Raw genomic sequence first — 25967 nt, 5'->3', positions numbered from 1 at the left:
TGCCCATGAATGGCAAGGTCTGGCTGGTGGGTGCGGGGCCCGGAGACCCGGAGCTGCTGACATTGAAAGCGGTACGGGCACTCGAGGGGGCCGAGGTGGTGATGATCGATGACCTGGTCAACCCGGCGGTGCTGGAGCACTGCCCGGGCGCCCGGGTGATCCGCGTCGGCAAGCGCGGCGGCTGTCGCTCGACGCCCCAGGCCTTCATCCATCGCCTGATGCTGCGCTACGCGCGCCAGGGCAAGCGCGTGGTACGCCTCAAGGGCGGCGACCCGTGCATCTTCGGCCGGGGCGGCGAGGAGGCGCAGTGGCTGGCCGAGCGCGGAGTCGAGAGCGAACTGGTCAACGGCATCACCGCCGGCCTGGCGGGCGCCACCCAGTGCGGCATCCCCCTGACCCTGCGCGGCATGAGCCGGGGCGTCACCCTCGTCACCGCCCATACCCAGGACGACAGCGAGCCCGAATGGCAGGCGCTGGCACGCAGCGGCACCACGCTGGTGGTGTACATGGGCGTGGCGAAGCTCGCGGAGATCCGCGAGGGGCTGCTGGCTGGCGGCATGGCGGCGGGGATGCCGGTGGCGATGATCGAGAACGCCTCCCTGCCCCATCAGCGCGAATGCCGCAGCACGCTGGCACGGATGCTCGACGACGCCGGCACCTTCCAGCTGAAGAGCCCGGCGATCCTGGTGATCGGCGAGGTGGCCGGTGAGGCCGCGGCGGTGTCCGAGGCGTTGAGCGCCTGATCGGGCGGCATTCCACGGCTCGGCATCGCAACGTTGGGTTTCGTACCTCTACCCAACCTACGTGTTCCCTGTAGGTGGGTGCCGAGCGTGCGAGGCCCAACGAGCCCAACCAGGGCTCTCGGCACTTTTCTCCAGGCAAAGAAAAACCCGGCCGAGGCCGGGTTTTTCCATAGCTCAGACCAATTACTTGGCTTGGGCTTCTACTTCAGCTTCTACGCGACGGTTGACAGCGCGGCCAGCGTCGGTGGCGTTGTCGGCAACCGGGCGGGACTCACCGTAACCAACCGAGTTGACGCGCTCGGAACCAACACCGTACTGGTTGACCAGGACGTCACGAACAGCGTTTGCACGACGCTCGGACAGTTTCTGGTTGTAGGCGTCGGTGCCGACGGAGTCGGTGTGGCCTTCAACGGTGGTGGTGGTCGACGGGTACTGGTTCATGAAGTCAGCCAGGTTCTTGATGTCGCCGTAGCTTTCTTCTTTGACCTTGGACTTGTCGAAGTCGAACTTCACGTCCAGCTCGACGCGAACGACTTCGGCAACGGCCGGGCAGCCATCGGCATCAACGGTGACGTTTGCCGGGGTGTCCGGGCACTTGTCGACGTTGTCGCAGACGCCGTCGTTGTCGCTGTCGGAGCAGACTTCGGCAACCGGAGCCGGGGCCGGCTCGGCAGCGGGCTTGGAGCCACCACCGAAGTTCACGCCAACACCTACGCCAGCGGCCCACTCGGACTCGCCCACGTCGATGTTGTACATGCCGTCCAGGCCGGCTTTGGCGTAGAAGTTCTCGGTGAAGTAGTACTTCAGGCCGGTGCCGATGTTGGCGAAGGTGCTGTGGTCACGACCGGTACGGGCCGGTACGTTGCTGATGCTCTGGTGAGCGAAGCCAGCGGAAACGTACGGGCGCAGGCCGACACCCGGGGTGCCGAAGTGGTAGATGGCATCGAGGCCAGTCTGGCTGCCCTTGATGTTCTTGTTACCGGTGTCGTTTTCGGAACGAATGTCGTGAAACTCGCCATAGGACAGAGCCAGTTCGACGTCGTCAGTGAGGTAGTAACCAACCGAACCACCGAACAGGTTGCCGTTGGACAGATCACGCGAGCTGTCGGTGAAGTAGCGCTTGCCGAAAGCCTCCACCTCGACAGCGCCTTGGCCTTGCGCCAGCGCGTTCAGAGAAAATGCGGCAACGAGAGAGCCAACGGCTACGCCTAAGGTGTTTTTCAGTTTCATCCGTAAATCCCCATCTTGGTTGTCAGTAAGTTGTCGAACAATCTCGGAAGACAACTTGGTCGGCAAGTTTACCAGAACTCGCTGATCTAAGAGATTAATTTTGCCCAACTAAGTTTCGGTCAGACCTGAAAATTTTTCTCTCAAGCGGTCCAGCGCGCGCTTGTATCGCATCTTCGTCGCGCTCAGACCCATATGCATAATGTCAGCAATTTCCTGAAATTCCAGTTCTGCGACAAAGCGCAGCACCAGGATTTCACGATCGATCGGGTTCACATGCACCAGCCATCTTTCAAGGCCTCCACGCTCTTCGAGCTTGGGTGCCTTTTCCTCCGAGGCCTCCTCGAGAGGATCGAGACTCAAGGCATCAAGTAAGCGACGTTTACGACGCTCTTTCCGATATTGGGTAATGCATTCGTTATACGTGATGCTATAGAGCCATGTCTTGAACTTGGACTTCCCTTCGAAGTTCTTCAATCCATACAGCACCTTCAGCATCACCTCCTGACAGACATCGTCGGCGTCTCGTTCGTTCCCCAAATATCGGGCACAGACGTTGAACAGGGTGCGCTGGTAGCGACGCATGAGTTCTTCATAGGCGCGCGTGACATGAAACAGCTCGACATGGGCGCGCTCCACCAGCTCTTCATCGGAGAGCTCGCGAGGGTCGTAGCGCAAGGAAAGCGATTGGGGCTTGTTCAAAACGGGTCGGGCCGACAGTCAGGTCAGGAGCCGCCGGAACGCGAGGCAGCGCTCCGCTATGGCGGCATACATTAGCAAGGGTTGAGGAGCCGCGTTAGCGGCTCGTTACCCGCTGGTCGAGCAATGTCCGGTTGGACACCGACACGAGGTCGCCCTCGTCGGTGAGGATGATGGTCTTCACCGTGCCTATTTCCTCGATCTGCCCCTCGACGTCACCCACCTTCACGTCCTGCCCCACCTGGTAGAGCTCGCGCACGTAGATGCCGGCGATGATCTGCCCGGCGATGTCGCGGCTGCCAAGGCCCAGCGCCAGCGCGGCGGCCAGGCCGATGGAGATCAGCACGATGGCGATGACGTTGTTCAGCAGGTCGGTCTTGACCTCCAGCTGCCCGATGGCCACCGAAATGCTGATGATGATCACCAGGCCCTGGGCGATGCGCCCCAGCCCGTGGGCGTAGTCCAGCCCCACTCCTTCGGCGGCGCCACGGACGATGCCGCTGACCAGTTGCGCCAGGAGCACGCCGGCCAGCAGCACCAGGGCCGCACCGAGCACCTTGGGCAGGTAGAGGGCGAGCATGTCGAGGGTGGCGGAGACACGGTCGAGGCCGAGGGACTCGGCGGCGGAGACCAGGAAGATCAGCAGCACGAACCAGTAGACGATCTTGCCGATCAGCGTGGAGACCGGCACCTGGATGCCGACGCGGGCGAGGATCTTGGTCAGGCCGGTGCCGCCCATCAGGCGATCGAGGCCGAGCTTGGCCAGCAGCTTGGACAGCAGGGTGTCGAGCAGCTTGGCCACGACGAAGCCCAGCAGGACCACGACCAGGGCACCGAACAGGCGCGGGATGAAGCCGGCCACCGGTGTCCACACCGTGGTCATGGCGTTAACGATACCTTGGGTCCAGGGGTCGAATTCCATGTTCAATCAGCCTTGTCAGCGGAGCGTTTCGATGAGGTGCGACGAGAGACCGGCGCCACGTGGGCCGAGCCGTTGTTGAGGGCGATCATCAGCGCCTCGGCCCAATGGCCGAGCAGGCTGAACAGGTCGCCGACGCCAACCTGGCGGTTGGCGGTCTTGAGCACGCGGCCCAGCGCGGCGTTGTCATCGTGCTCGGATGACGAACGCTTGAGCAGGTCCCGCAGGGATTCTTCGAACGGATCGTGCATGCGCACCTCTCGTGGATATGTCGGCTAGACGTGGCCAGCGATCAGCGGGTCACATCAGAGCCAGCGCAGGCGACGAAAGAGCCACCACTGGAAGGCGGCGACGCCGAGAATCAGCAGGCAGGCGACGACGAAGCCATAGGGCGCGTCGGCACCAGGGATACCCCCGACGTTGATGCCCAGCAGGCCGGTGATGAAGCTCATCGGCAGGAAGAAGCCGGTGATGATGCCCAGCAGGTACATGGTGCGGGTCATGCGCTCGCTCATGCGCCGGTTCTCCGACTCCAGCACCAGCCCGACACGCTCGCGGATCAGCTCGAGCTCTTCCAGGTAGCGGGTGAGGCGGTTGTTCAGCTCGTTCCAGTAATCGGTGTCGTCGGCGGCGAACCAGCTCATGCGGTTGCGCATCAACTGGCCATAGATGTCCCGCTGCGGCGCCAGGAAGCGCTTGAGGCCGGCGGCGCGACGACGGATGTGCAGCATCAGGTCGTGATCGGGGTTGTAGCGTTCGCTGGCATCCAGGCGCTCCTCCTGCTCGTCGACCTCCTCGGAGAGCGAGGCGACCAGGGCATCGACCTTGTCGGTCAGGTGCTCGGCCAGGTAGAGCAGCACTTCGGAGGCGGTCTTCGGCCCGGTGCCGCCATTCCACTGCTCGATCAGCTCATCGGTGGCGTGCAGCGGCCGCAGGCGCAGGGAGATGACGCGCTGCGCATCGGCGAAGATGCGCACCGCGACCATGTCCTCGGGCTGGGCACCCGGGTTGAGGTTGACGCCGCGCAGGAACAGCAGCAGCTGGTTCTCCGGCAGGCTCACCAGGCGCGGGCGGGTGCTTTCCTCCAGCAGCAGGTCACAGGCGAACTCGCTCAGCCCGCTGGCCTCGCGCAGCCACTGGCGCGCCAGGGCGTGGCCGCGGTCCCAGTGCAGCCAGAGGCTTTCCCGTTCCTGCAGCTCGATGACATCCAGCTCGTCCTTGGTGATGGAGCGCGCCCCACCCTGGCCATCCAGGACATAGGCGTGCACCAGCCCCCAGCGTACGTTGCGTTCCTCGACCATCCTCAGCGAGTACCCCGTCCGGTCATTCCGGCATCTTCAGGGCTTGCGGGGAGACGATGATGCCGTTGTTGTCGGCATAGACGAATTCACCCGGGCGGAAGGTGATGCCGCCGAAGGTGACGGCCACGTTGAGGTCGCCGATACCGCGCTTGTCGGTCTTCATCGGATGGCTGGCCAGGGCCTGCACACCGAGGTCGGTCTGGGCGATGACGTCGACGTCGCGGATGCAGCCGTACACGACTATGCCTTCCCAGCCGTTCTTCGCCGCCTTCTCGGCCAGCATGTCGCCCAGCAGGGCGCGACGCAGGGAGCCGCCGCCGTCCACCACCAGCACCTTGCCCTGGCCCGGCAGGTCGACCTGCTCCTTAACCAGGGAGTTGTCCTCGAAGCACTTGATGGTGACGATCTCGCCACCGAAGGAATCGCGGCCGCCGAAGTTGCTGAACATCGGCTCGACGACCTGCACCAGGTCCGGGTACGCGTCGCACAGATCAGGGGTGACGTATTGCATGGCAAGGCTCCTTGATGGGGTTACAGGTCGAGGCCGACACGATCACCGTCATGAGCCAGCGTCAGCCGAAGCGGCGGCGAACAGGCCGCATCGAGGGCGCGGCCACTGTCCGGATCGAAGGCGATCCCGTGGCGGGAACAGCGCAGCACCCTACATTCGAGCGTGCCGTTGTGCAAGGGCGCGCCCCGGCGCGGGCACAGGTTTTCCAGGATGATCCCCTGCCGATCACCGACGATCAGCGGCAATTGACGGCCCCTGGCTGGGAAGTCCCGCGACGGCCATCCTGCTGATCGATCTGGCTCTCCAGCGCGACGAGCCTGCCCCTTCGCATCGATACGGCCCCAGCATCTTTAGCACAGCGCCATAGCCCCGGAACGGGGCTTCAGACGGCAGGCACCGCCTGGCCGAACGAGCCGGGCAGCTGCAACCGGTCGAGCCAGTGCTCCACCAGCGGCCAGACCTCCTGCTGGGCATGCTTGCTGACCAGCATCTCGATATGACCGTAGTCGTCGGCGAAGCCATTCTCGCGGGACAGGCAGAGGAACTGCTTCGTCTCGCCGCCGAACTGCTCCAGCAGCTTGCGGCAGGCCCAGGCCGGGTCCTGCTGGTCGCCGGCAGCACCGACGGCCAATACCGGCACATTCACCTCGGCGAGCCCCTTCCACCAGTCGCGCTCGGCATCGCCGAAGCGACCGAACAGGCCGTGCCAGCGCAGGCTTTCCAGGCCGATGCCGATGGGCTCGTCCTCGGGCCCGCGCTTGAGGCCAGGCCCGGACAGCACGGCCAGGCGCTTGAGCAGGAAGCGCCCGCTCCACTCCACCGGCGGGACCTTCAGGGGCCAGTAGACGCGACTGATCTGGCTGCCGAACAACGCGACGGACGCAACGTGCTCGCCCGCCAGGTAATGACCGCCCAGCGCCGCCGCAAGCGTGATCCCGCCCAGGGAATGACCGATCCAGTGGGGCGCCTGCGCCGTCTGCTCGCGGACGAAGGCCCCGATGGCCGGCAGGTCGTAGCGCGCGTAGTCGGCGACGCGGTTGCGCCGGTAGTCCTGGTTGCGCGGCGACAGGCCGTGGCCACGCATCTCGGCGATCCACACGTCGAAGCCGGCACGGGCCAGGTGCGGGCCGAGCCCCAGGCATTTGGGCGAGTACCAGAAGCGACGATTGGAGAAGCTGCCATGCAGGAGGACGACGGGCACGCCACGCTGCTCCTCGTGGCCGGGCAGCCCCAGCCGGGTGATGACCAGTTCGACACTGGAGTCGGGGCTGTTTCCAGGCTTGAGGCGATAGACGTCTTCCGTGATGTCGCCACGGAGTTCGGCGCTGATCAGCGCGACGGGGAATAGATCACTACTGCTTTGCATGAATGCTACTTGCACGAAAAAGGGCGGGTTTGCAGCCCGCCCTTCTTCTGGTTGCGGTTAGAAGGTCACGCCTGGCCTTCGGCCAGGAAGAACCAGGTGTCGAGGACCGAGTCGGGGTTCAGCGACACGCTCTCGATGCCCTGCTCCATGAGCCACTTGGCCAGGTCCGGATGGTCGGACGGGCCCTGGCCGCAGATGCCGATGTACTTGCCAGCCTTGTTGCAGGCGGCGATGGCATTGGCCAGCAGCTTCTTGACCGCCGGATTACGCTCGTCGAACAGGTGGGCGACGATGCCGGAGTCACGGTCCAGGCCCAGGGTCAGCTGGGTCAGGTCGTTGGAACCGATGGAGAAGCCATCGAAGAACTCGAGGAACTCCTCGGCCAGCAGCGCGTTGGACGGCAGCTCGCACATCATGATGACCTTGAGGCCATTGTCGCCGCGCTTCAGGCCGTTGCTGGCCAGCAGCTCGACCACCTGGCTGGCTTCGCCCAGGGTACGGACGAAGGGCACCATGATCTCGACGTTGGTCAGGCCCATGTCGTTGCGCACTTTCTTCAGCGCGCGGCATTCCAGCTCGAAGCAGTCACGGAAGGATTCGCTGATGTAGCGCGAGGCGCCACGGAAGCCGAGCATCGGGTTCTCTTCTTCCGGCTCGTAGAGCTTGCCGCCGATCAGGTTGGCGTATTCGTTGGACTTGAAGTCCGAGAGGCGCACGATGACCTTCTTCGGCCAGAAGGCTGCGGCCAGGGTGCTGATGCCCTCGACCAGTTTCTCGACGTAGAAGCCGACCGGGTCGTCATAGCCGGCGATGCGCTTCTCGACGCTGTCCTTGATCTCGCTGGGCAGGCCGGCGAAGTTCAGCAGCGCCTTGGGGTGCACGCCGATCATGCGGTTGATGATGAATTCCAGGCGCGCCAGGCCCACGCCCTCGTTGGGCAGCTGGGCGAAGTCGAAGGCGCGGTCGGGGTTGCCGACGTTCATCATGATCTTGAACGGCAGCTCGGGCATGGCGTCGACGGAGTTCTTGCGGATGTCGAAGCCCAGTTCGCCCTCGAAGATGAAGCCGGTGTCGCCTTCGGCGCAGGACACGGTCACGCCCTGGCCATCCTTCAGCACCTGGGTCGCGTTGCCGCAGCCGACGACGGCCGGGATGCCCAGTTCACGGGCGATGATCGCGGCGTGACAGGTACGGCCGCCACGGTTGGTGACGATGGCGCTGGCGCGCTTCATCACCGGCTCCCAGTCCGGGTCGGTCATGTCGGAGACCAGGACGTCGCCCGGCTGGACCTTGTCCATCTCGGAAACGTCGTGGATCACCTTCACCGGACCGGCGCCGATGCGCTGGCCGATGGCGCGACCTTCCACCAGGACGGTGCCCTTTTCCTTCAGCAGGTAGCGCTCCATCACGGTGGCGCTGGCGCGGCTCTTAACGGTCTCGGGACGGGCCTGCACGATGTACAGCTTGCCGTCGTCACCGTCCTTGGCCCATTCGATGTCCATCGGGCGACCGTAGTGCTTCTCGATGATCATGGCCTGCTTGGCCAGCTCGGTGACCTCGGCATCGGTGATGCAGAAGCGGGCGCGCTCGGCGCGGTCGACGTCGACGGTCTTCACCGACTTGCCGGCCTTGGCTTCGTCGCCGTAGACCATCTTGATCGCCTTGCTGCCCAGGTTGCGACGCAGGATCGCGGGGCGGCCGGCTTCCAGGGTGTGTTTGTGCACATAGAACTCGTCGGGGTTCACCGCGCCCTGCACCACGGTCTCGCCGAGGCCGTAGGCGCCGGTGATGAACACCACGTCACGGAAGCCGGACTCGGTGTCCAGGGTGAACATCACGCCGGCGGTGCCGGTTTCCGAACGCACCATGCGCTGCACACCGGCAGACAGGGCGACCAGCTTGTGGTCGAAGCCCTGGTGCACGCGGTAGGCGATGGCACGGTCGTTGAAGAGGGAGGCGAAGACTTCCTTGGCGGCGCGGATCACGTTGTCCACGCCACGAATGTTGAGGAAGGTTTCCTGCTGGCCGGCGAAGGACGCATCAGGCAGGTCCTCGGCGGTGGCGGAGGAGCGCACGGCCACGGCCATGTTGTCGTTGCCACCGGCCATGGCGGCGAAGGCGGAACGGATCTCGGCATCCAGGCGCGGGGGGAACTCGGCGTCCATCACCCACTGGCGGATTTGTGCACCGGTCTTGGCCAGGGCAGCGACATCATCGACATCGAGGGCGTCCAGCGCGGCGTGGATCTGATCATTGAGGCCGCTCTGTTCGAGGAAGTCGCGATAGGCCTGCGCAGTAGTGGCGAAACCACCGGGAACGGATACCCCGGCGCCAGCCAGATTGCTGATCATCTCGCCCAGGGATGCGTTCTTGCCCCCCACATGCTCAACATCGTGGACGCCGAGCTTATCGAGGGAAACTACGTACTCTACCAAGGTGATCTCTCCACTATCTGTTGGAAAAGCTCGTGCGGAGCGGTTCCGCCGTGTTCTGGCGCGAGGCCGGAAAAATGAGTCACAATGCGGGCCGGCAATGGGCCAGCAAAAACGGGCCTATGATAGCCAAGAATCGATCCCGACTTAAGGCCTTTGGCGCATGAAACGAACCGCTTTTTTCATCTCCGACGGTACCGGCATCACCGCTGAAACCCTCGGGCAGAGCCTGTTGGCGCAGTTCGAGACCATTACCTTCGCGAAGCTCACGCGGCCTTATATAGACAGCGTCGAAAAAGCGCGCGCCATGGTACAGCAAATCAATATAGCTGCCGAGGCGGACGGGGCCCGGCCCATCATCTTCGACACCATCGTGAACCAGGAAATCCGTGACATTCTCGCCACGTCCAACGGGTTCATGATCGACATCTTCTCGACCTTCCTCTCCCCGCTGGAACAGGAACTCACGTCGCACTCCTCCTACTCGGTGGGCAAGTCGCATTCGATCGCCCACAGCGCCAACTACATGGAACGCATCGAGGCCGTGAACTTCGCCCTCGACAACGACGACGGTGCCCGCACGCATTACTACGACAAGGCCGACCTCATCCTCGTTGGCGTTTCCCGCTGCGGAAAGACGCCGACCTGCCTGTATATGGCAATGCAATACGGAATTCGTGCCGCAAATTATCCGCTGACCGAAGAAGACATGGAGCGCCTGCAACTGCCGGCCGCCCTGAAGAAGTACAAGAGCAAGCTGTTCGGCCTGACCATCGACCCCGACCGCCTCACCGCGATCCGCAACGAGCGCAAGCCCAACAGCCGCTACGCCAGCTTCGCCCAGTGCGAGTTCGAAGTCCGCGAGGTGGAGAACCTGTTCCGTCGCGAGAACATCAACTTCATCAACTCCACGCATTTCTCGGTCGAGGAAATCTCCGCGAAGATTCTCGTCGAGAAAGGTGTCGAGCGGAGGCTCAAATAAAGCTGCAAGCTGCAAGCTGCAAGACGATCATGGCCCGGGCCTCGCGAGATACCCGGGCTTTTTCTTGCCGCTTGCGACTTGAACCTTGAGGCTTCCGGCTACGCCGGAACCCTTACCCATCCTTCCATCAATATCCGCGCGCTGCGGCTCATGATCGCCTTGGTCACCTGCCACTGGCCGTCCACCTGCCGGGCTTCGGCGCCCACGCGCAGGGTGCCCGAAGGGTGTCCGAAACGTACCGCCGTGCGCTCGCCACCACCGGCAGCCAGGTTCACCAGGGTGCCAGGGATGGCCGCCGCGGTGCCGATGGCGACCGCCGCCGTGCCCATCATCGCGTGGTGCAGCTTGCCCATGGACAGCGCTCGTACCAGCAGGTCGATCTCGTCGGCCTTCACCGTCTTGCCGCTGGAGGCCTGATAGTCCCTGGGCGGGGCAACGAACGCCACCTTCGGCGTGTGCTGGCGGGTCAGCGCCTCTTCGGGAGACTGGATCAGCCCCATCCGCAGTGCGCCGGCGACGCGGATCTTCTCGAAGCGCGCCAGCGCCTCGGGGTCGCCGTTGATGGCCTCGCGCAGCTCGGTACCGGTGTAGCCGATGTCCTCGGCGTTGACGAACACCGTGGGAATGCCGGCGGTGATCAGGGTCGCCTTGAAGGTGCCGACGCCCGGCACGTCCAGCTCATCCACCAGGTTGCCGGTGGGGAACATCGAACCGCCCTCCTCCCCGTCATCCGACGGATCGAGGAATTCCAGCACGATCTCCGCCGCCGGGAAGGTCACCCCGTCCAGCTCGAAATCGCCGGTTTCCTGCACCTGGCCATCGGTGATCGGCACGTGGGCGATGATGGTTTTCTGGATGTTGGCCTGCCAGATGCGCACCACGCAGGTGCCGTTGGCCGGAATGCGTGACGGGTCCACCAGCCCGGCATGAATGGCGAAGGCGCCCGCCGCGGTGGACAAATTGCCGCAGTTGCCGCTCCAGTCGACGAAGGCCTTGTCGATGGAGACCTGCCCGTAGAGGTAGTCGACATCGTGCCCCGGCTGGCTGCTCTTCGACAGGATCACGCACTTGCTGGTGCTGGAGGTCGCCCCGCCCATGCCGTCGATGTGCGCGGCGTAGGGATCGGGGCTGCCGATCACCCGCATGAACAGCCGGTCACGGGCCTCGCCCGGCACCTGGCAGGCCTCGGGCAGGTCCTGCAGGCGGAAGAACACACCCTTGCTGGTGCCGCCACGGATGTAGGTGGCGGGGATTTTCACTTGCGGCAGATGAGCCATGAGTGCAGTCCTGAAAATGGCCCGGATGTCATCCGGGCTAAGCCTTCAATGAGCCGTAGGGTGGAGGGAAAAGCGCCCTCCACCCTGCGCAGTCAGGCGACCTCGCCCTTGAGGAAGTCCCTGGCGAAGCGCTGCAGCACGCCACCGGCCTTGTACACGCTGACGTCAGCGGCGGTGTCCAGGCGGCAGGTCACCGGCACCCGCACCACCTCGCCGTTGCGGCGATTGACCACCAGGGTCAGGTCGCAGCGCGGCGAAATGTCGCCTTCGACGTCGTAGGTCTCGGTGCCGTCCAGGCCCAGGGTCAGGCGCGTGGTGCCCGGCTTGAACTCCACCGGCAGCACGCCCATGCCCACCAGGTTGGTGCGGTGGATGCGCTCGAAGCCCTCGGCGACGATCACTTCCACACCCGCCAGGCGCACGCCCTTGGCCGCCCAGTCGCGGGACGAGCCCTGCCCGTAGTCGGCACCGGCGACGATGATCAGGTTCTGCTTGCGGTTCATGTAGGTCTCGATGGCTTCCCACATGCGCATCACCTGGCCTTCCGGCTCCACGCGGGCCAGCGAACCCTTCTTCACCTGCCCGTCGACCACGGCCATCTCGTTGACCAGCTGCGGGTTGGCGAAGGTGGCGCGCTGGGCCGTCAGGTGGTCACCACGGTGGGTGGCATAGGAGTTGAAGTCCTCCTCCGGCAGGCCCATTTTCGCCAGGTACTCGCCGGCGGCCGAGTCCGCCAGGATGGCGTTGGACGGCGACAGGTGGTCGGTGGTGATGTTGTCCGGCAGGATCGCCAGCGGCCGCATGCCCTTGAGCGTGCGCTCGCCGGCCAACGCGCCTTCCCAGTACGGGGGACGGCGGATGTAGGTGGACATCGGGCGCCAGTCGTACAGCGGGCTTTCCGCCTCCTGCACGCTGCCCAGGTCGAACATCGGGATGTAGATCTGCTTGAACTGCTCGGGCTTCACCGAGGCCGCGACGATGGCGTCGATCTCCTCGTCGCTCGGCCACAAGTCCTTCAGCGTGACCGGGTTGCCCTGGGCATCGGTGCCCAGCGGGTCCTGCTCGATGTCGAAGCGCACGGTGCCGGCGATGGCATAGGCCACCACCAGCGGCGGCGAGGCGAGGAAGGCCTGCTTGGCGTAGGGGTGGATGCGCCCGTCGAAGTTGCGGTTGCCCGAGAGCACGGCGGTGGCGTACAGGTCACGGTCGATGATCTCCTTCTGGATCACCGGGTCCAGCGCGCCGGACATGCCGTTACAGGTGGTGCAGGCGTAGGCGACGATGCCGAAGCCGAGCTTCTCCAGCTCCGGCAGCAGGCCGGCTTCCTCCAGATACAGCTTGGCGACCTTGGAGCCCGGGGCGAAGGAGGTCTTCACCCAGGGCTTGCGCACCAGGCCGAGGGCATTGGCCTTCTTCGCCACCAGGCCGGCGGCGATCACGTTGCGCGGGTTGGAGGTATTGGTGCAGCTGGTGATGGCAGCGATGATCACCGCGCCATCGGGCATCAGGCCCTTCGCCTCTTCGTCACGACCGGCCTGCAGCTTGGCCTCGTCGGCGATGCCGCGCTCGGCCAGCGCTGAGGTCGGCAGGCGGCGGTGCGGGTTGGACGGGCCGGCCATGTTGCGCACCACGCTGCCCAGGTCGAAGCTCAGCACGCGCTCGTACTCGGCGGTCTTCAGTGCACGGCCCCACAGCCCCAGGGTCTTGGCGTAGTTCTCCACCAGCGCCACCTGCTCGGGCTCGCGGCCGGTGAGCTTGAGGTAGTCGATGGTTTGCTCGTCGATGTAGAACATCGAGGCGGTGGCGCCGTATTCCGGGCACATGTTGGAGATGGTCGCGCGGTCGCCGATGGACAGGCTGTCCGCCCCCTCGCCGAAGAACTCGACGTAGGCGCCCACCACGCGCTCCTTGCGCAGGAACTCGGTGATCGCCAGGACGATGTCGGTGGCGGTGATGCCGGGCTGGCGCTGGCCGGTCAGCTCGACACCGACGATGTCGGGCAGGCGCATCATCGACGGGTGGCCGAGCATCACGGTTTCGGCTTCCAGGCCGCCGACGCCGATGGCGATCACGCCCAGGGCGTCCACGTGCGGCGTGTGCGAGTCGGTGCCGACGCAGGTGTCGGGGAAGGCGATGCCGCCCCGCGCCTGGATCACCGGGCTCATTTTCTCCAGGTTGATCTGGTGCATGATCCCGTTCCCGGCGGGGATCACGTCGACGTTCTTGAACGCGGTTTTCGTCCAGTCGATGAAGTGGAAGCGGTCCTCGTTGCGGCGGTCCTCGATGGCGCGGTTCTTCTCGAAGGCGTCCGGGTCGAAGCCCGGGGCCTCGACGGCCAGGGAGTGGTCGACGATCAACTGGGTCGGCACCACCGGGTTGACCTTGGACGGGTCCCCGCCCTGCTCGGCGATGGCATCACGCAGGCCGGCCAGGTCCACCAGCGCGGTCTGCCCGAGGATGTCGTGGCAGACCACGCGCGCCGGGTACCAGGGGAAATCCAGGTCGCGCTTGCGATAAACCAGCTGCTCCAGCGATGCGTTCAGGTCGGCGGGCTCGCAGCGGCGCACCAGTTGCTCGGCCAGCACGCGGGAGGTGTAGGGGAGCTTGTCCCAGGCGCCGGCCTGGATCGCCTCGACCGCCTCGCGGGCGTCGAAGTAATCCAGCGCGGTGCCGGGCAAGCGCTTGCGGTATTGGCTGTTCACGGTCGTGGTCATTGTTATTTACGGTCCTTGAGCGGCACGAACTTCAGGTCTTCGGGGCCTGTGTAGTTGGCGCTCGGGCGGATGATCTTGCCGTCGATGCGCTGTTCGATGACGTGGCTGGACCAGCCCGAGGTGCGGGCGATCACGAACAGCGGGGTGAACATGGCGGTGGGCACGCCCATCATGTGGTAGCTGACGGCGCTGAACCAATCGAGGTTGGGGAACATCTTCTTGATTTCCCACATGGTGCTTTCCAGTCGCTCGGCGATGTCGAACATCTTGGTGTTGCCCTGCTCCACGGAGAGCTCGCGGGCCACTTCCTTGATCACCTTGTTGCGCGGGTCGGAGACGGTGTAGACCGGGTGGCCGAAGCCGATGATCACTTCCTTCTTCTCGACACGGGCGCGGATGTCGGCCTCGGCCTCATCCGGGCTGTCGTAGCGCTTCTGCACTTCGAAGGCCACCTCGTTGGCGCCGCCATGCTTGGGCCCGCGCAGGGCACCGATGGCGCCGGCGATGCAGGAATACATGTCCGAGCCGGTGCCGGCGATCACCCGCGAGGTGAAGGTGGAAGCGTTGAACTCGTGCTCGGCGTACAGGTTCAGCGAGGTGTGCATGGCGCGCACCCAGGATTCGCGGGGCTTCTCGCCATGCAGCAGGTGCAGGAAGTGGCCGCCGATGGAGTCGTCGTCGGTCTCCACCTCGATGCGCTTGCCGTTGTGGCTGTAGTGGTACCAGTACAGCAGCGCGGAACCCAGGGAAGCCATCAGCTTGTCGGCGATGTCGCGGGCGCCGGGGTGGTTGTGGTCATCCTTCTCCGGCGACAGGCAGCCCAGCACGGAGACGGCGGTGCGCATCACGTCCATCGGGTGGGCGGAAGGCGGCAGCTGCTCCAGCGCGGCCTTGACGCCAGCGGGCAGGCCGCGCAGGGCCTTGAGCTTGGCCTTGTAGCCGGCCAGCTCGGCCACATTGGGCAGCTTGCCGTGGACCAGCAGGTGGGCGATCTCTTCGAATTCGCAGCGATTGGCGAAATCCAGCACGTCGTAGCCCCGGTAGTGCAGGTCGTTGCCGGTACGGCCAACGGTGCACAGGGCGGTATTGCCGGCGGCGGTGCCGGAAAGGGCCACGGATTTCTTCGGCTTGAAGCCCGGAGTGGTGGTTTCGGTGGTGCTCATCGGTATCTCCTCGAGTCTTTTTGTTCTGTTGCGCTGTATGGCGGGCCGGAAGGTGATCCGATGAAGCCCTACCCGCGACGCTGATGTGGTGGGCTGAAGCGGATCGCCGCCCGGCCCACCCTACCCTGGTTACTTCTTGCCGGCGGCGAACAACGCGTCGAGCTTCTGCTCGAAGGCGTGGTAGCCGATGCGGTCGTAGAGCTCCGCACGGGTCTGCATCAGCTCGATCACGTCCTTCTGGTGGCCGTTCTGGCGAATCGAGGTGTAGACGGCTTCCGCCGCCTTGTTGGCCGCACGGAAGGCCGACAGCGGGTAGAGCTGGATGGCCACGCCAACCGAGGCCAGCTCGTCACGGGTGAACAGCGGGGTGGCGCCGAACTCGGTGATGTTGGCCAGCACCGGCACCTTCAGGGCCTCGACGAAACGCTGGTAGGTCGGCAGGTCGTAGGCGGCCTCGGCGAAGATGCCGTCGGCGCCGGCTTCCACGTAGCTCAGGCAGCGCTCGATGGCGGCGTCCACGCCCTCGGCCTGGATGGCGTCGGTGCGGGCGATGAGGAAGAAGCCAGGGTCAGTCTTGGCATCGGCTGCCGCCTTGACGCGGTCGACCATCTCCTCGCAGGAGACGATCTCCTTGCCCGGGCGGTGGCCGCAACGCTTGGCGCCGACCTGGTCCTCGATGTGGGCAGCAGCGGCGCCGGCCTTGATCAGGTTCTTCACTGTGCGCTCGATGTTGAAGGCACTGGGGCCGAAGCCGGTGTCGATGTCCACCAGAAGCGGCAGGTCGCATACATCGGTGATGCGGCGCACGTCGGTGAGCACGTCGTCCAGGGTGTTGATGCCCAGGTCCGGCAGGCCCAGCGAACCCGCCGCCACGCCGCCACCGGAAAGATAGATGGCCTTGTAGCCGGCACGCTTGGCCAGCAGCGCATGGTTGGCGTTGATCGCACCGATCACCTGCAGCGGGCTTTCTTCGGCAAGGGCCTGGCGGAAACGCTGGCCGGCGGAGAGCTGGGTCATGAATCACCTCGGGTCTGGGAGGGGTTGGCGACGGCGCCCTGGTAGTGGCGCTCGATATTGCGTTTGGAAGCGCCGATGTGACGGCGCATCAACAGCTCGGCCAGTTCACCGTCACGGTCGGCGATGGCATCGAGAATGCGGTGGTGCTCGGCAAAGGCCTGGCGCGGGCGATTGGGCACGCTGGAGAACTGCAGGCGGTACATGCGCACGAGCTGGTACAGCTCGCCGCAGAGCATGCGGGTCAGGGTCTGGTTGCCGCTGCCCTGGATGATCCGGTAGTGGAAGTCGAAGTCGCCTTCCTGCTGGTAGTAGCCACGCCCGGCCTGGAAGGCCTCGTCGCGCTCGTGGGTCTCCAGCACCGCGCGCAGCTCGTCGATCTCCGCCTGTGTCATGCGCTCGGCCGCGAGGCGGCAGGCCATGCCTTCGAGGGATTCACGGATTTCATAGAGCTCGATCAGCTCGGCGTGGCTGAGCGACACCACCCGGGCACCGACATGAGGCACGCGCACCAGCAGCTTCTGCCCCTCCAGCCGATGCATCGCCTCGCGCAGCGGACCGCGGCTGATGCCGTAGGCACGCGCCAGTTCGGGCTCGGAAATCTTGCTGCCGGGCGCGATCTCGCCCTTGACGATGGCCGCCTGGATACGCCGGAAGACGTGCTCGGACAGGGTTTCCGAGTCTTCGGCCTGGGTAACGGGTTCTTCAGCGGCATCAAACATGATTGTCGACACATTGAAAAATTACCCCGCAAAAATAACGCCGCATCGCCACCCAGTCAAACTGGAACACATCTATTGTCGACAATCATCGTAGATCGCAAAAAATTCATTTGAACAGGTCACAGCCTTAACAAAGCGCCATAAGCGTCTGTCGCCCCGGAAAACCTGCGTGTTAGAATGCGCCGCTCAAGCGCCTGGCGGGGCGCCACCAGCTAGCTGCTAGACTCGTACGCCAGGCGCCGAGGCCATCAGGCCAGGCATCGGGCATCAGGACCTCGAACGCTCTCCAAGGACCCATGACTCTCAAGCCCTTCGCATTGCTCATATGCCTGCTAGCACTGCCAGGCCTCAGCCTCGCCGCCGACAAGACCGTCTATGGTCTGAATGAATACGCCCGCCTCTTCGGTCTCGACCTGGTGGTCGCCGCCAAACTCGACACCGGTGCCAAGACAGCCTCCCTGAGTGCCCGCGACATCAAGCGCTTCAAGCGCGAAGGCGAGACCTGGGTGCGTTTCTACCTGGCCATCGACGATGCCCACGCGCATCCCATCGAGCGGCCCCTGGCGCGCATCAGCAAGATCAAGCGCCGTGCCGGCGACTACGACCCGGACGAAGACAAGACCTACACGGCACGGCCGGTGATCGAACTCGACGTCTGCATGGGCAGCGCCCTGCGTACGATCGAAGTGAACCTCACCGACCGTAGCGCTTTCCAATACCCGCTTCTGATCGGTTCCGAGGCGCTCAAGCGCTTCGATGCACTGGTCGACCCGAGCCTTAAATACGCTGCCGGCCAACCCGGCTGTGCCACTGACGCAAACTCTGCCGAGTAACTCACATGCGCTCTCTTACCCTGCATCTGAAAGTCCTGATCACCCTGCTGGTGAGCCTGGGCATTCTGATAACGGCCTACCAGATCTTCATTCAGGGCATCCCGATCACCGAGGATGAGACCGACGACCTCTGGAACATCGACGCCAAGGTCGAATTCCAGGCCAGCCCGCGTGACCCGATCAAGGTGCAGATGTTCGTGCCGCCGCTGAACCGGGACTACGTCAGCCTCAACGAGAGCTTCATCTCCAACAACTACGGCGTGAGCATCAATCGCGTGGACGGCAACCGCAAGGTGACCTGGTCCGCCCGCCGCGCCAGCGGCAACCAGACGCTCTACTACCGCCTGGTGCTGACCAAGCGCTACAGCGGCGAGAAGCCCAAGGACAAGGGGCCGATCTTCCGTGACAGCATCCCGGTCGAAGGGGCCGAGAAGATCGCCGCCGAAGCCCTGCTGGCACCCATCCGCCAGCACTCGGCCGACGTCGAGACCTTCATCAGCGAAACCATCAAGCGCACCAACAACCTGAACGACGACAACGTCAAGTTGCTGCTCGCCGGCGACCAGAGCACGCAGAACAAGGCCAAGGCCATCGAACTGCTGCTGTCCATCGCCCACGTACCGATGGAGCGCGTGCACACCATCCGCCTGGCCGCCGACCAGCCGCAGAGCCCCGAGCTCTGGCTGCGCAGCTTCAACGGTGAGAACTGGCTGTACTTCAACCCCGAGACCGGCGAGCAGGGCCTGCCGGCCGACCGCCTGGTGTGGTGGACCGGTGACGACAACCTGATCACCGTCGACGGCGGCAAGAAGGCCCAGGTGACCTTCAGCCTGAACAACAGCGAGATGAACGCCATCCGCCTGGCCAAGCTGACCGACGAGAACACCGACGCCGACTTCCTCGAGTACTCGCTCTACGGCCTGCCGCTGCAGACCCAGCAGACCTACCAGATCATGATCATGATCCCGATCGGCGTGCTGGTGATCCTCATCCTGCGCAACCTCGGCGGCCTGCAGACCCTGGGCACCTTCACCCCGGTGCTGATCGCCCTGGCCTTCCGCGAGACGCAACTGGGCTTCGGCATCGCCCTGTTCACCATCATCACGGCGCTGGGCCTGTCGCTGCGGTCCTACCTCGAACACCTGAAGTTGCAGATGTTGCCCAGGCTGTCGGTGGTGCTGACGTTCGTGGTGATCCTCATCGCGGTGATCAGCCTGCTCAGCCACAAGCTGGGCCTGGAGCGCGGCCTCTCCGTGGCGCTGTTCCCGATGGTGATCCTCACCATGACCATCGAACGCCTGTCCATCACCTGGGAAGAGCGCGGTGGTGGCCATGCCTTCAAGGTCGCCATCGGCACGCTGTTCGCCGCGACCCTGGCGCACCTGCTGATGACCGTGCCGGAGCTGACCTACTTCATCTTCACCTTCCCGGCCGTGCTGCTGATCATGGTGGGCTTCATGCTGGCGATGGGTCGCTACCGCGGCTACCGCCTGACCGAGCTGTTCCGCTTCAAAGCCTTCCTGAAGGACTGAGCCATGTTCGGGCTGATAAAGACGTGGAAAGCCCTTGAAGCCAAAGGGATCATGGGCATCAACCGACGCAACGCGGACTACGTGCTGAAGTACAACAAACGGCACCTGTACCCGATCGTCGACGACAAGATCATCACCAAGATGCGCGCCATCGAGGCGGGCATCCACGTGCCGGAAATGTACGGGATCATTTCCACCGAGAAGGAGATCGACAAGCTCGATGAGATCATCGGCGAGCGTAACGATTTCGTGATCAAGCCCGCCCAGGGCGCCGGCGGCGACGGCATCCTGGTGATCGCCGACCGTTTCGAGGGCCGTTACAAGACGGTCTCCGGGAAGATCATCAGCCACGAGGAGATCGAGCATCAGATCTCCTCGATCCTCACCGGCCTCTACTCCCTCGGCGGGCACCGCGACCGTGCGCTGATCGAGTACCGCGTGACCCCGGACCAGATCTTCAAGAGCATCAGCTACGAAGGCGTGCCGGACATCCGCATCATCGTGCTCATGGGCTACCCCGTGATGGCGATGCTGCGCCTGCCCACCCGCCAGTCCAACGGCAAGGCCAACCTGCACCAGGGCGCCATCGGCGTGGGTGTGGACCTGGCCACCGGCGTCACCCTGCGCGGCACCTGGCTGAACAACAAGATCGCCAAGCACCCGGACACCACCAACGCGGTGGACGGCGTGCAACTGCCCAACTGGGACGGCTTCATGAAGCTGGCGGCCGGCTGCTACGAGCTGTGCGGCCTGGGCTACATCGGTGTCGACATGGTGCTGGACCAGGAAAAGGGCCCGCTGATCCTCGAGCTCAACGCCCGCCCCGGCCTGAACATCCAGATCGCCAACGACTGCGGGCTGACCCATCGCGCCCACGCGGTGGAAGCCCGCATCGCCGAGCTGCAGGAAAAAGGCATCGTGGAAACCCCGGAGGAACGCGTGCGCTTCTCCCAGGAGCTGTTCGGCCACGTGCACCCCGCCGAACTCTGATCCACCCTGCCCTCACGAAAAAGCCCGGCCATGTGCCGGGCTTTTTCGTACCTGGGATTCGGGGTGGAGGAGCGCAATCCGTGGAATGGGCAATCCGTAGGATGGGTCGGGCGGCGTTCCGCGAGCGGAGCGAAACCCATCGCTGCAGGTGCTCCAGGACACAGAGGCCATCGCACGCCGAGGCGTACCAGGCCCGATGCGCGGGATCGCCGGGCTCCACCCGACCTGCGCCAAGCCCCTCAGCCCCCCTACCTCACGATCGCCAACTCGAACGCCCCTTCGTCCACGTGCTCATGCACCTGCATGCCGGCTTCGCTGACCGTCAGGTCCTGCATCGGGCGCTTGAAGGGCTTGTTGTCGAGGGTATTGAGGGCGCGATCCTCGTCGGTGGTCAGCAGCAGCGCGTAGCGCTCGCCCTGGTTGGCGCGGACCTGCACGGTGCCCTCGATGTAGGCGTAGCGGTACCAGGTCTCGCCGTGCAGTTGGTAGACGGCGTCGCTCACCAGGCGCGTCGGGCGCTTGGCCTCGTCGAGGAAGAGGATCGAAGGGTAGACCACCTGGCGGTTGGCGAAGCTGCGGATGCGCAGGCCGTAGGCACGTCCGGAGCGCGGCAGCTTGAGCGCCGCGTAGTAGCTGCGACCCATGGGGAAGGCGAAGCTGGGGGAGAAACGGTTGAGCTCCTCGTAGCGCGGCTCCTCGGCGGACAACTCGGTGAAATCCCCCTCCGGCAGTTGCCCGCAGCACTGGTCCACCAGTCCCTGGTACAGCGACTGGCTGCGCTCCTCGCTGCCTTCCAGCAGGGCCTTCATCGCCTCGCTGGGCTGGCCGTCCAGCGAAGGCAGGATGGCGGCCTTGCGCTCGAATTCGACCTGGCGGCTCTCGGTGTAGGCCACGGGCTGGCCAATGCCCTCCTCTGCCTGAGGCTCACCGCCCTTGGCCGGGACCCTGGAGTTGTGGGTGCGGCCCTGCTCGTCCACCCAGGTGAAGTAGGCCGCACCGTTCTCGGGCCGCGAGTAGCCGCGCCCTTCCAGGACATCGGCGTCGATGTACTCGGTGGAGCGCTTGCCGCTGGGCAGCAGGTAATCGCGCTCCCCGGCCGGCACCTGGCCCGCCGCGTAGAAGCTGTTCTGCAGGTTGCCGCTGGCATCCACCCAGGTGAAGTAGCGGCGCTTCTGCTCGCCACCGGCGTTGCCGCCCGTCCCGCCCGCCGCACTCTGTTCCTGCAGGCGTGCCAGGTCGCTGCGGCTGATGCGCTGGGCCGCCTGGCGCTGCTGCTCGCCGTAGCGCTCGCCGACGAAGCTGTTGTGCACCCGGCCGTTGTCGTCGATCCAGGTCAGGTAGCGCCCGCTGGCGGCCTGGGCCTGGGTGTGGGCCGCCAGGGCGGTGATGAGGCAAAGCGCGGCAAGGGTCTTCATCAGAATGTCGTCGTGTAGGTCATGGCCAGGATGTAGGCCTTCACCGAGGTCGTCACATCCTGGCCGGCATAGGGGTTGTAGACCAGGTTGTCGATGCCGGTGCAGTTGAGGTTGCAGCTGGTATTGGCCTTCGTGGTCTGCGAGGTGACGAAGTAGTTGAAGCCGATATCGATGTTGGTGTCCTTGTCCCAGCGGTAACCCAGCCCGAGGCCGTAGAGCTGGGCGTCGCCGATGGGCGCCAGCACGTCGGCCTTGTTGCCGGGGATGGCCGAAGGGCGCCATTCGTAGCCGGCGCGCAGGGCCAGGCGGTCGGTCACGTCGTACTGCGCCCCCACCGCCCAGCTCCAGGTATCGCGGTAGCCGCGGTCCAGGGTCAGGGTGGTGGCGGTGGCATTGCCGCCGCTGAAGTTCTTGGCGATGCGCAGCACGTCCAGCTCGCGGTCGAACTCGATCTCGAACTCGTTCCAGTCGCTGTAGCCGCTCCACTTCAGGTCGGCATTGAACTGCCAGCGATCGAAGGGCCTGATCTTGATCCCGGTGGAGAAGTTGTCCGGGTAGGTCATGGTCATGCTGGCGTTGCCCACTTCCTCGTCGACGTTGCCGTAGGGGAAGAGCGGGCTGAGGATCTGCCCGAAGATCGCGCCCTGGAAGCCGGTCCAGAAGCCCTGCCAGTCCTTGGAGTAGTCGACCCGGTACTTGCCCTGGAGGTGCATGCGCGCCTCGCTCTGGTAGGTGGCGCCCCAGGCGAACCAGTCGGTGGGCTCCCAGAGCACGCCGATGTTCCAGGTGGGCGACAGCGATTGCTGCAGGTCCAGGTCGATATTGGCCAGGGTGTCGTAGGGGCCGATACGGCCGCCGCAGACGTTGATGAGCGGACCGAGGATTTCTTCCAACCCCGGCTCGCAGAGCACCTTGTTGAGCAGCCCCACCAGCCCGGTGAGCATGCTCGGGTTGCGGAAGTCCTCGTTCAGCGCCAGGGCCTGGTGCGAGAACCCGACCGACAGGCCCACCGACAGCTCGTCGTTCACCTGGTAGCCCACCGACGGCGAGAAGTAGGTGATGCGCTGGATCGCCACCTCGCGCCCCTGGTAGCGCCCGGGGTCGCTGTCCGAGTCCCGCGAATAGCCCAGGGCCATGGGCGCGTAGACGTTGGTGGCGAAGGTGAACTTGGAGCCCGGCGGGTTGATCGACAGGCCCGCCAGGGGCGCCACCAGCAGCGGCATGTCGGTCATGCCGCCCATGCCCGGCAGGTACATGGCAGGCGTGAGGGTACGGCTGCTGGAGTTGGCCACGGGATCGTCGGTGAACCCCATGACGTTGTAGCCGTCCGGCGCATCGAACTCGGCGCGGATATCCATCACCCCGGCGATCATCTTCACCGTGGTCTGGCGGCCCTTGAGCTTGGTCAGCGCCGCCGGGTTGTAGTGCACCGCGTCGATCCCGGTGGAGTCGGCGGTCACGGCGTTGGCCATGGCCATCGCCTTGGGGTTGCCAATGGTCAGGTCGTTGGCCAGTTGCGCCTGCACGCCGCCCGCCCAACCGGCCCCCAACCCCGCCAGCGCCAGGGCCAGCGGCGAAATTCGCATCGTCATGTCGTCGCCTCGCCGGTTACTGGGCCTTCAGGCCTTTTATGTCCAGGGGTACGGAGAACCCCAGCATCACGTCCGGGGAGTCCTCGGTCATGCCGAAACCGGCGTTGACGTTGACGATGTAATCGGGAGAGGTCCGCAGGCCGAGCGAGAAGTTCATGATCGCGCTGGTCTGCTCGGTGCCTTCGAACTCGGTGTCGCCGAAGGTGTAGGTCGGCTTGGTGGTGTAGGCCATCTGGTAGGAGGTGGCCAGGGACACGTCGTAGGACAGCGCATAGGCGAAGCCCATGCTCAGGGACAGGGTGTTGCCCGGGTCCACGTCCTCCAGCAGGCGGCCGCCGCGGTTCTGGTGGATGTCGTGCACCGGCATGTTGTAGGTGTAGCCGACCGAACCGAACAGCACGACCGGGTCGATCACGTAGGAGGTATTGGCCCCCACGCCCAGGCTGTAGTAGCCGTTGCCGGTGGAGAGGTCCGTCTCGTTGTTGATGTCGAAGGGGCTCTCGCCGGTGGGCAGGCCGAGTGTGGCGAACAGGGTGGTGACCGGGCGCCCACGGGTGGCGGACCAGGGCTGCCAGCGCAGGCTGCCGGAGATATCGCCGAGGCTGTAGACGTTGACGTCGCGCTCGGTGTCGTACTTGGCCACGAAGGGCAGGCGCACGCTGAAGGTCAGGTTGTCCCAGATGCCGTAGTCGAAGGTGAAGGAGTTGGTGAAGGTGTGCTGGGCTTCGCTGCGAGGGATCACGCTGTAGACGTTGCTGCCCGTGCGCACCTGCTCGATCTGCACATCGCGCACCAGCGAATAGTCGAAGCCGTAGGTGAGCGTGCGCTCGCCTTTCTTCAGCAGGGTGTAGCTCTTCTCCGATGCCTGGAACACCTGCTCCAGCGCCTTGGCGCTGTCGGCATCCCCTTCCTTCTTGGTCAGCGCCTCACGCGCATCGTCCACCGAGCTCTCCTCGGCCCACAGCGGCCCGCAGGCGCCCAGCGCCAGCACGGCCAGCCATGCGTATCCCCTCACTCCCATGGCACTTTTACCCCTGGTTTTATTCTTACTTATGCGGGTTTTCTATTTGCGTCTTATGTACTGGATGTCGCCTCCCGAGCCCAGTTGGTCGATCTGGTTCTCGGTGAACTTGGTGATCTGCGGGAACTGCTGGAACGCCAGCAGGCTGACGGTGCGATCGTCCACCAGGCGCAGGTCACGCTCGGTCAGGGCCATGGCGTTGGGTGGCTCGTTTCCAGTCGGGTAGATCACGAACAGCACGTTCCCATCCCACACCTCCTCGAACCGGGTGCGGGTGAAGCTGATGTTTCCCAGGGCGGGATCAGCGATGAACACGTGATCGTTGTACACATCGCGCACCACCACGAAGTGCTTGAAGCCACCGTAGTGAATGGGCACCAGCGCAGGATGCTCCAGTTGGTCGAGGTCCTCGAACTCGGCCCGGAAGCCCCCGCTCTTGTAGCCCAGCGCGGCCACGAAGCGCTTCATGTCCAACAGCGAGAAACCGCGTCGCTCGACGATCTTGTCGGCCTCGCCATAACGCAACAGCCCTTCCATCACCTGGCGCTCCTCGAGGTTGCGACCCAGGTAATAGTCCAGCAAGCCGGTCAACGCGGCGGAACCGCAGCTGTAGTCGTAGGCCTGGCGGATGACGTTGCGGAACTGCAACTGGCTCATGGGCTCCGGATTGACGGTCTCCCGGTAGGGACCGTTGGGCACCATGGCCTGGGTGATGTTCACGGAGCCCTTGGGCTGTGGCTTGGTATCCACGGCCTGGGTGAACCCGAACAACCCCAGCAGACTGCCGACCAGGATCTCGATCATTGCCGTTCCGAATGCAGGGCTGACGAAAGAAAGGCCCGCCGGCCGAAGCCGACGGGACCTTCCACATCACGGAGTGGAGCGACCTGTCAGTGGCCCCATACCTTGATGGTGGTACCGGCCAGGTTCAGATCGCTGACGGCCAGGGAACCGATGCTGGCGGCGGAGGCGTCGCCCATGCGGATGGCGCCCACGCTCAGCTCGCCGGTGATGGTCGGCAGGGTGATCTGCAGCTTGTCGCTGGCGCCGGCGCCAGAGCCGCCGTCGATCACGTCGACCAGGATCGGCGCGCTGTCGGAGATGTTGAAGCCGGAGAAGGCGATGGTTTCAAGGCGCAGGCTACCGGTGGTGCTGCCTTCCTTGTCGTTGTAGACCACGCTGCCGATGGTGCCGTTGAAGTTACCGGAGATGCTGATGCCATCCTGACCGGTAACGCTGGAAAGAGCGGAGTCGTCCATGGCTTTCAGGTCGGCCTGGGCCATGAAGGGTGCAGCGAGCACAGCAGCGGCGAGAGCCAGTTGTTTGAAGCTTTTCATTGTTGTTATCTCCAAGGTTCACAGGTGGGTTGCCCCGGGGGCCTGCCGCCTACCTCCTGTCAGCGACAGTTGGGCCGGCTTTCGCCGACCTCCAGCACGAACGCTGCTTCCCTATGCGCGCCGCCCTGGACTCGTGAAGCGCAAGGCTCCTCGACCTGGTTCTTACGTTACTGAGGC

General features: G+C 64.7%; 24 protein-coding genes. 5 read left to right on the top strand and 19 right to left on the bottom strand.

The genetic code is table 11. The annotated features are described in order from the left end of the window. The first annotated feature begins 5 nt into the window (after positions 1 to 5). Positions 6 to 743, top strand: coding sequence for a uroporphyrinogen-III C-methyltransferase (gene cobA, locus PHLH3_RS09555; protein WP_213629020.1), 738 nt, complete (start codon positions 6 to 8; stop codon positions 741 to 743). Positions 744 to 926: 183 nt separating this feature from the next. Here cobA and PHLH3_RS09550 read toward each other — a convergent pair whose 3' ends face one another. The 9 genes from PHLH3_RS09550 to ppsA form a co-directional block, all read right to left on the bottom strand. Further along, a complete protein-coding gene (locus PHLH3_RS09550) occupies positions 927 to 1973 on the bottom strand; it encodes an OmpA family protein (RefSeq protein WP_173174013.1) in 1047 nt (348 codons plus the stop codon). Between the two features lie 108 nt (positions 1974 to 2081). After that, on the bottom strand, positions 2082 to 2672 hold the full coding sequence (gene sigX / locus PHLH3_RS09545) for an RNA polymerase sigma factor SigX (protein ID WP_021220312.1): 591 nt from the start codon (positions 2670 to 2672) through the stop codon (positions 2082 to 2084). Positions 2673 to 2766: 94 nt separating this feature from the next. Beyond that, positions 2767 to 3591 (bottom strand): mechanosensitive ion channel domain-containing protein, encoded by an 825-nt coding sequence (locus PHLH3_RS09540; protein ID WP_111261450.1) that lies wholly within the window; start codon positions 3589 to 3591, stop codon positions 2767 to 2769. A gap of 2 nt (positions 3592 to 3593) precedes the next feature. Continuing rightward, a complete protein-coding gene (locus PHLH3_RS09535) occupies positions 3594 to 3839 on the bottom strand; it encodes a CrfX protein (protein WP_111261449.1) in 246 nt (81 codons plus the stop codon). A 54-nt stretch (positions 3840 to 3893) separates the two neighbouring features. Then, positions 3894 to 4889 (bottom strand): zinc transporter ZntB, encoded by a 996-nt coding sequence (locus PHLH3_RS09530; RefSeq protein ID WP_173174012.1) that lies wholly within the window; start codon positions 4887 to 4889, stop codon positions 3894 to 3896. A gap of 22 nt (positions 4890 to 4911) precedes the next feature. Next, the gene (gene rraA / locus PHLH3_RS09525; protein ID WP_021220316.1) at positions 4912 to 5400 is read right to left on the bottom strand and encodes a ribonuclease E activity regulator RraA; all 489 of its coding nucleotides are present in this window, start codon (positions 5398 to 5400) and stop codon (positions 4912 to 4914) included. Between the two features lie 20 nt (positions 5401 to 5420). Next, positions 5421 to 5645: a Rieske 2Fe-2S domain-containing protein gene (locus PHLH3_RS09520; RefSeq protein WP_244863005.1), complete on the bottom strand. Its 225-nt coding sequence runs from the start codon at positions 5643 to 5645 to the stop codon at positions 5421 to 5423. Positions 5646 to 5782: 137 nt separating this feature from the next. Continuing rightward, a complete protein-coding gene (locus tag PHLH3_RS09515; protein WP_213629019.1) occupies positions 5783 to 6766 on the bottom strand; it encodes an alpha/beta fold hydrolase in 984 nt (327 codons plus the stop codon). A gap of 65 nt (positions 6767 to 6831) precedes the next feature. Continuing rightward, positions 6832 to 9201, bottom strand: a complete 2370-nt coding sequence (gene ppsA, locus PHLH3_RS09510; protein WP_173174007.1) for a phosphoenolpyruvate synthase — start codon at positions 9199 to 9201, stop codon at positions 6832 to 6834. Between the two features lie 160 nt (positions 9202 to 9361). Here ppsA and PHLH3_RS09505 point away from each other — a divergent pair, with 160 nt between their 5' ends. Continuing rightward, complete coding sequence (locus PHLH3_RS09505) at positions 9362 to 10180, top strand: pyruvate, water dikinase regulatory protein (RefSeq protein ID WP_111261444.1); 819 nt, start codon at positions 9362 to 9364, stop codon at positions 10178 to 10180. 98 nt (positions 10181 to 10278) lie between these two features. On the opposite strand, the gene prpF is transcribed toward PHLH3_RS09505, so the two are convergent. From prpF to PHLH3_RS09480, 5 genes are all read right to left on the bottom strand, one after another. Further along, a complete protein-coding gene (gene prpF, locus PHLH3_RS09500; RefSeq protein WP_213629018.1) occupies positions 10279 to 11457 on the bottom strand; it encodes a 2-methylaconitate cis-trans isomerase PrpF in 1179 nt (392 codons plus the stop codon). Between the two features lie 92 nt (positions 11458 to 11549). After that, entirely contained in the window at positions 11550 to 14159 is a 2610-nt protein-coding gene (gene acnD / locus PHLH3_RS09495) for a Fe/S-dependent 2-methylisocitrate dehydratase AcnD (protein WP_213630495.1), read from the bottom strand. 14 nt (positions 14160 to 14173) lie between these two features. Continuing rightward, positions 14174 to 15334 carry a 2-methylcitrate synthase gene (gene prpC / locus PHLH3_RS09490; protein ID WP_074968784.1) on the bottom strand — a complete coding sequence of 387 codons (1161 nt, stop codon included), beginning with the start codon at positions 15332 to 15334 and terminating at the stop codon, positions 14174 to 14176. 129 nt (positions 15335 to 15463) lie between these two features. After that, positions 15464 to 16351, bottom strand: a complete 888-nt coding sequence (prpB, locus tag PHLH3_RS09485; RefSeq protein ID WP_213629017.1) for a methylisocitrate lyase — start codon at positions 16349 to 16351, stop codon at positions 15464 to 15466. Then, entirely contained in the window at positions 16348 to 17070 is a 723-nt protein-coding gene (locus PHLH3_RS09480) for a GntR family transcriptional regulator (protein WP_213629016.1), read from the bottom strand. The genes prpB and PHLH3_RS09480 overlap by 4 nt, the downstream gene beginning before the upstream one ends. Before the next feature lie 296 nt (positions 17071 to 17366). Here PHLH3_RS09480 and PHLH3_RS09475 point away from each other — a divergent pair, with 296 nt between their 5' ends. The 3 genes from PHLH3_RS09475 to PHLH3_RS09465 are packed head-to-tail and all read left to right on the top strand — an operon-like array spanning position 17367 to position 20425. After that, on the top strand, positions 17367 to 17903 hold the full coding sequence (locus PHLH3_RS09475) for an ATP-dependent zinc protease (RefSeq protein ID WP_213629015.1): 537 nt from the start codon (positions 17367 to 17369) through the stop codon (positions 17901 to 17903). Between the two features lie 5 nt (positions 17904 to 17908). Next, positions 17909 to 19435, top strand: a complete 1527-nt coding sequence (locus PHLH3_RS09470) for an inactive transglutaminase family protein (protein WP_111261437.1) — start codon at positions 17909 to 17911, stop codon at positions 19433 to 19435. Between the two features lie 3 nt (positions 19436 to 19438). Next, positions 19439 to 20425, top strand: coding sequence for an alpha-L-glutamate ligase-like protein (locus PHLH3_RS09465; protein ID WP_043243282.1), 987 nt, complete (start codon positions 19439 to 19441; stop codon positions 20423 to 20425). A 248-nt stretch (positions 20426 to 20673) separates the two neighbouring features. On the opposite strand, the gene PHLH3_RS09460 is transcribed toward PHLH3_RS09465, so the two are convergent. The 5 genes from PHLH3_RS09460 to PHLH3_RS09440 all read right to left on the bottom strand — a co-directional run bounded on the left by PHLH3_RS09460 (position 20674) and on the right by PHLH3_RS09440 (position 25790). Continuing rightward, the gene (locus PHLH3_RS09460; protein WP_213629014.1) at positions 20674 to 21840 is read right to left on the bottom strand and encodes a MalM family protein; all 1167 of its coding nucleotides are present in this window, start codon (positions 21838 to 21840) and stop codon (positions 20674 to 20676) included. Then, complete coding sequence (locus PHLH3_RS09455; RefSeq protein ID WP_213629013.1) at positions 21840 to 23432, bottom strand: outer membrane protein transport protein; 1593 nt, start codon at positions 23430 to 23432, stop codon at positions 21840 to 21842. Before PHLH3_RS09455 ends, PHLH3_RS09460 begins: the two co-directional genes overlap by 1 nt. A gap of 16 nt (positions 23433 to 23448) precedes the next feature. Then, complete coding sequence (locus PHLH3_RS09450) at positions 23449 to 24453, bottom strand: transporter (protein WP_173173996.1); 1005 nt, start codon at positions 24451 to 24453, stop codon at positions 23449 to 23451. 42 nt (positions 24454 to 24495) lie between these two features. After that, positions 24496 to 25257 carry a C39 family peptidase gene (locus PHLH3_RS09445; RefSeq protein ID WP_111261434.1) on the bottom strand — a complete coding sequence of 254 codons (762 nt, stop codon included), beginning with the start codon at positions 25255 to 25257 and terminating at the stop codon, positions 24496 to 24498. Between the two features lie 86 nt (positions 25258 to 25343). Further along, the gene (locus PHLH3_RS09440; RefSeq protein WP_173173994.1) at positions 25344 to 25790 is read right to left on the bottom strand and encodes a DUF6160 family protein; all 447 of its coding nucleotides are present in this window, start codon (positions 25788 to 25790) and stop codon (positions 25344 to 25346) included. Between the last annotated feature and the right edge of the window lie 177 nt (positions 25791 to 25967).

Source organism: Pseudomonas sp. Pc102 (assembly GCF_018408275.1).
Taxonomy (GTDB): Bacteria; Pseudomonadota; Gammaproteobacteria; order Pseudomonadales; family Pseudomonadaceae; genus Metapseudomonas; species Metapseudomonas tohonis.
The sequence above is the reverse complement of the archived record's forward strand: the minus strand, read 5'-3'. Positions and strand labels throughout refer to the sequence as shown.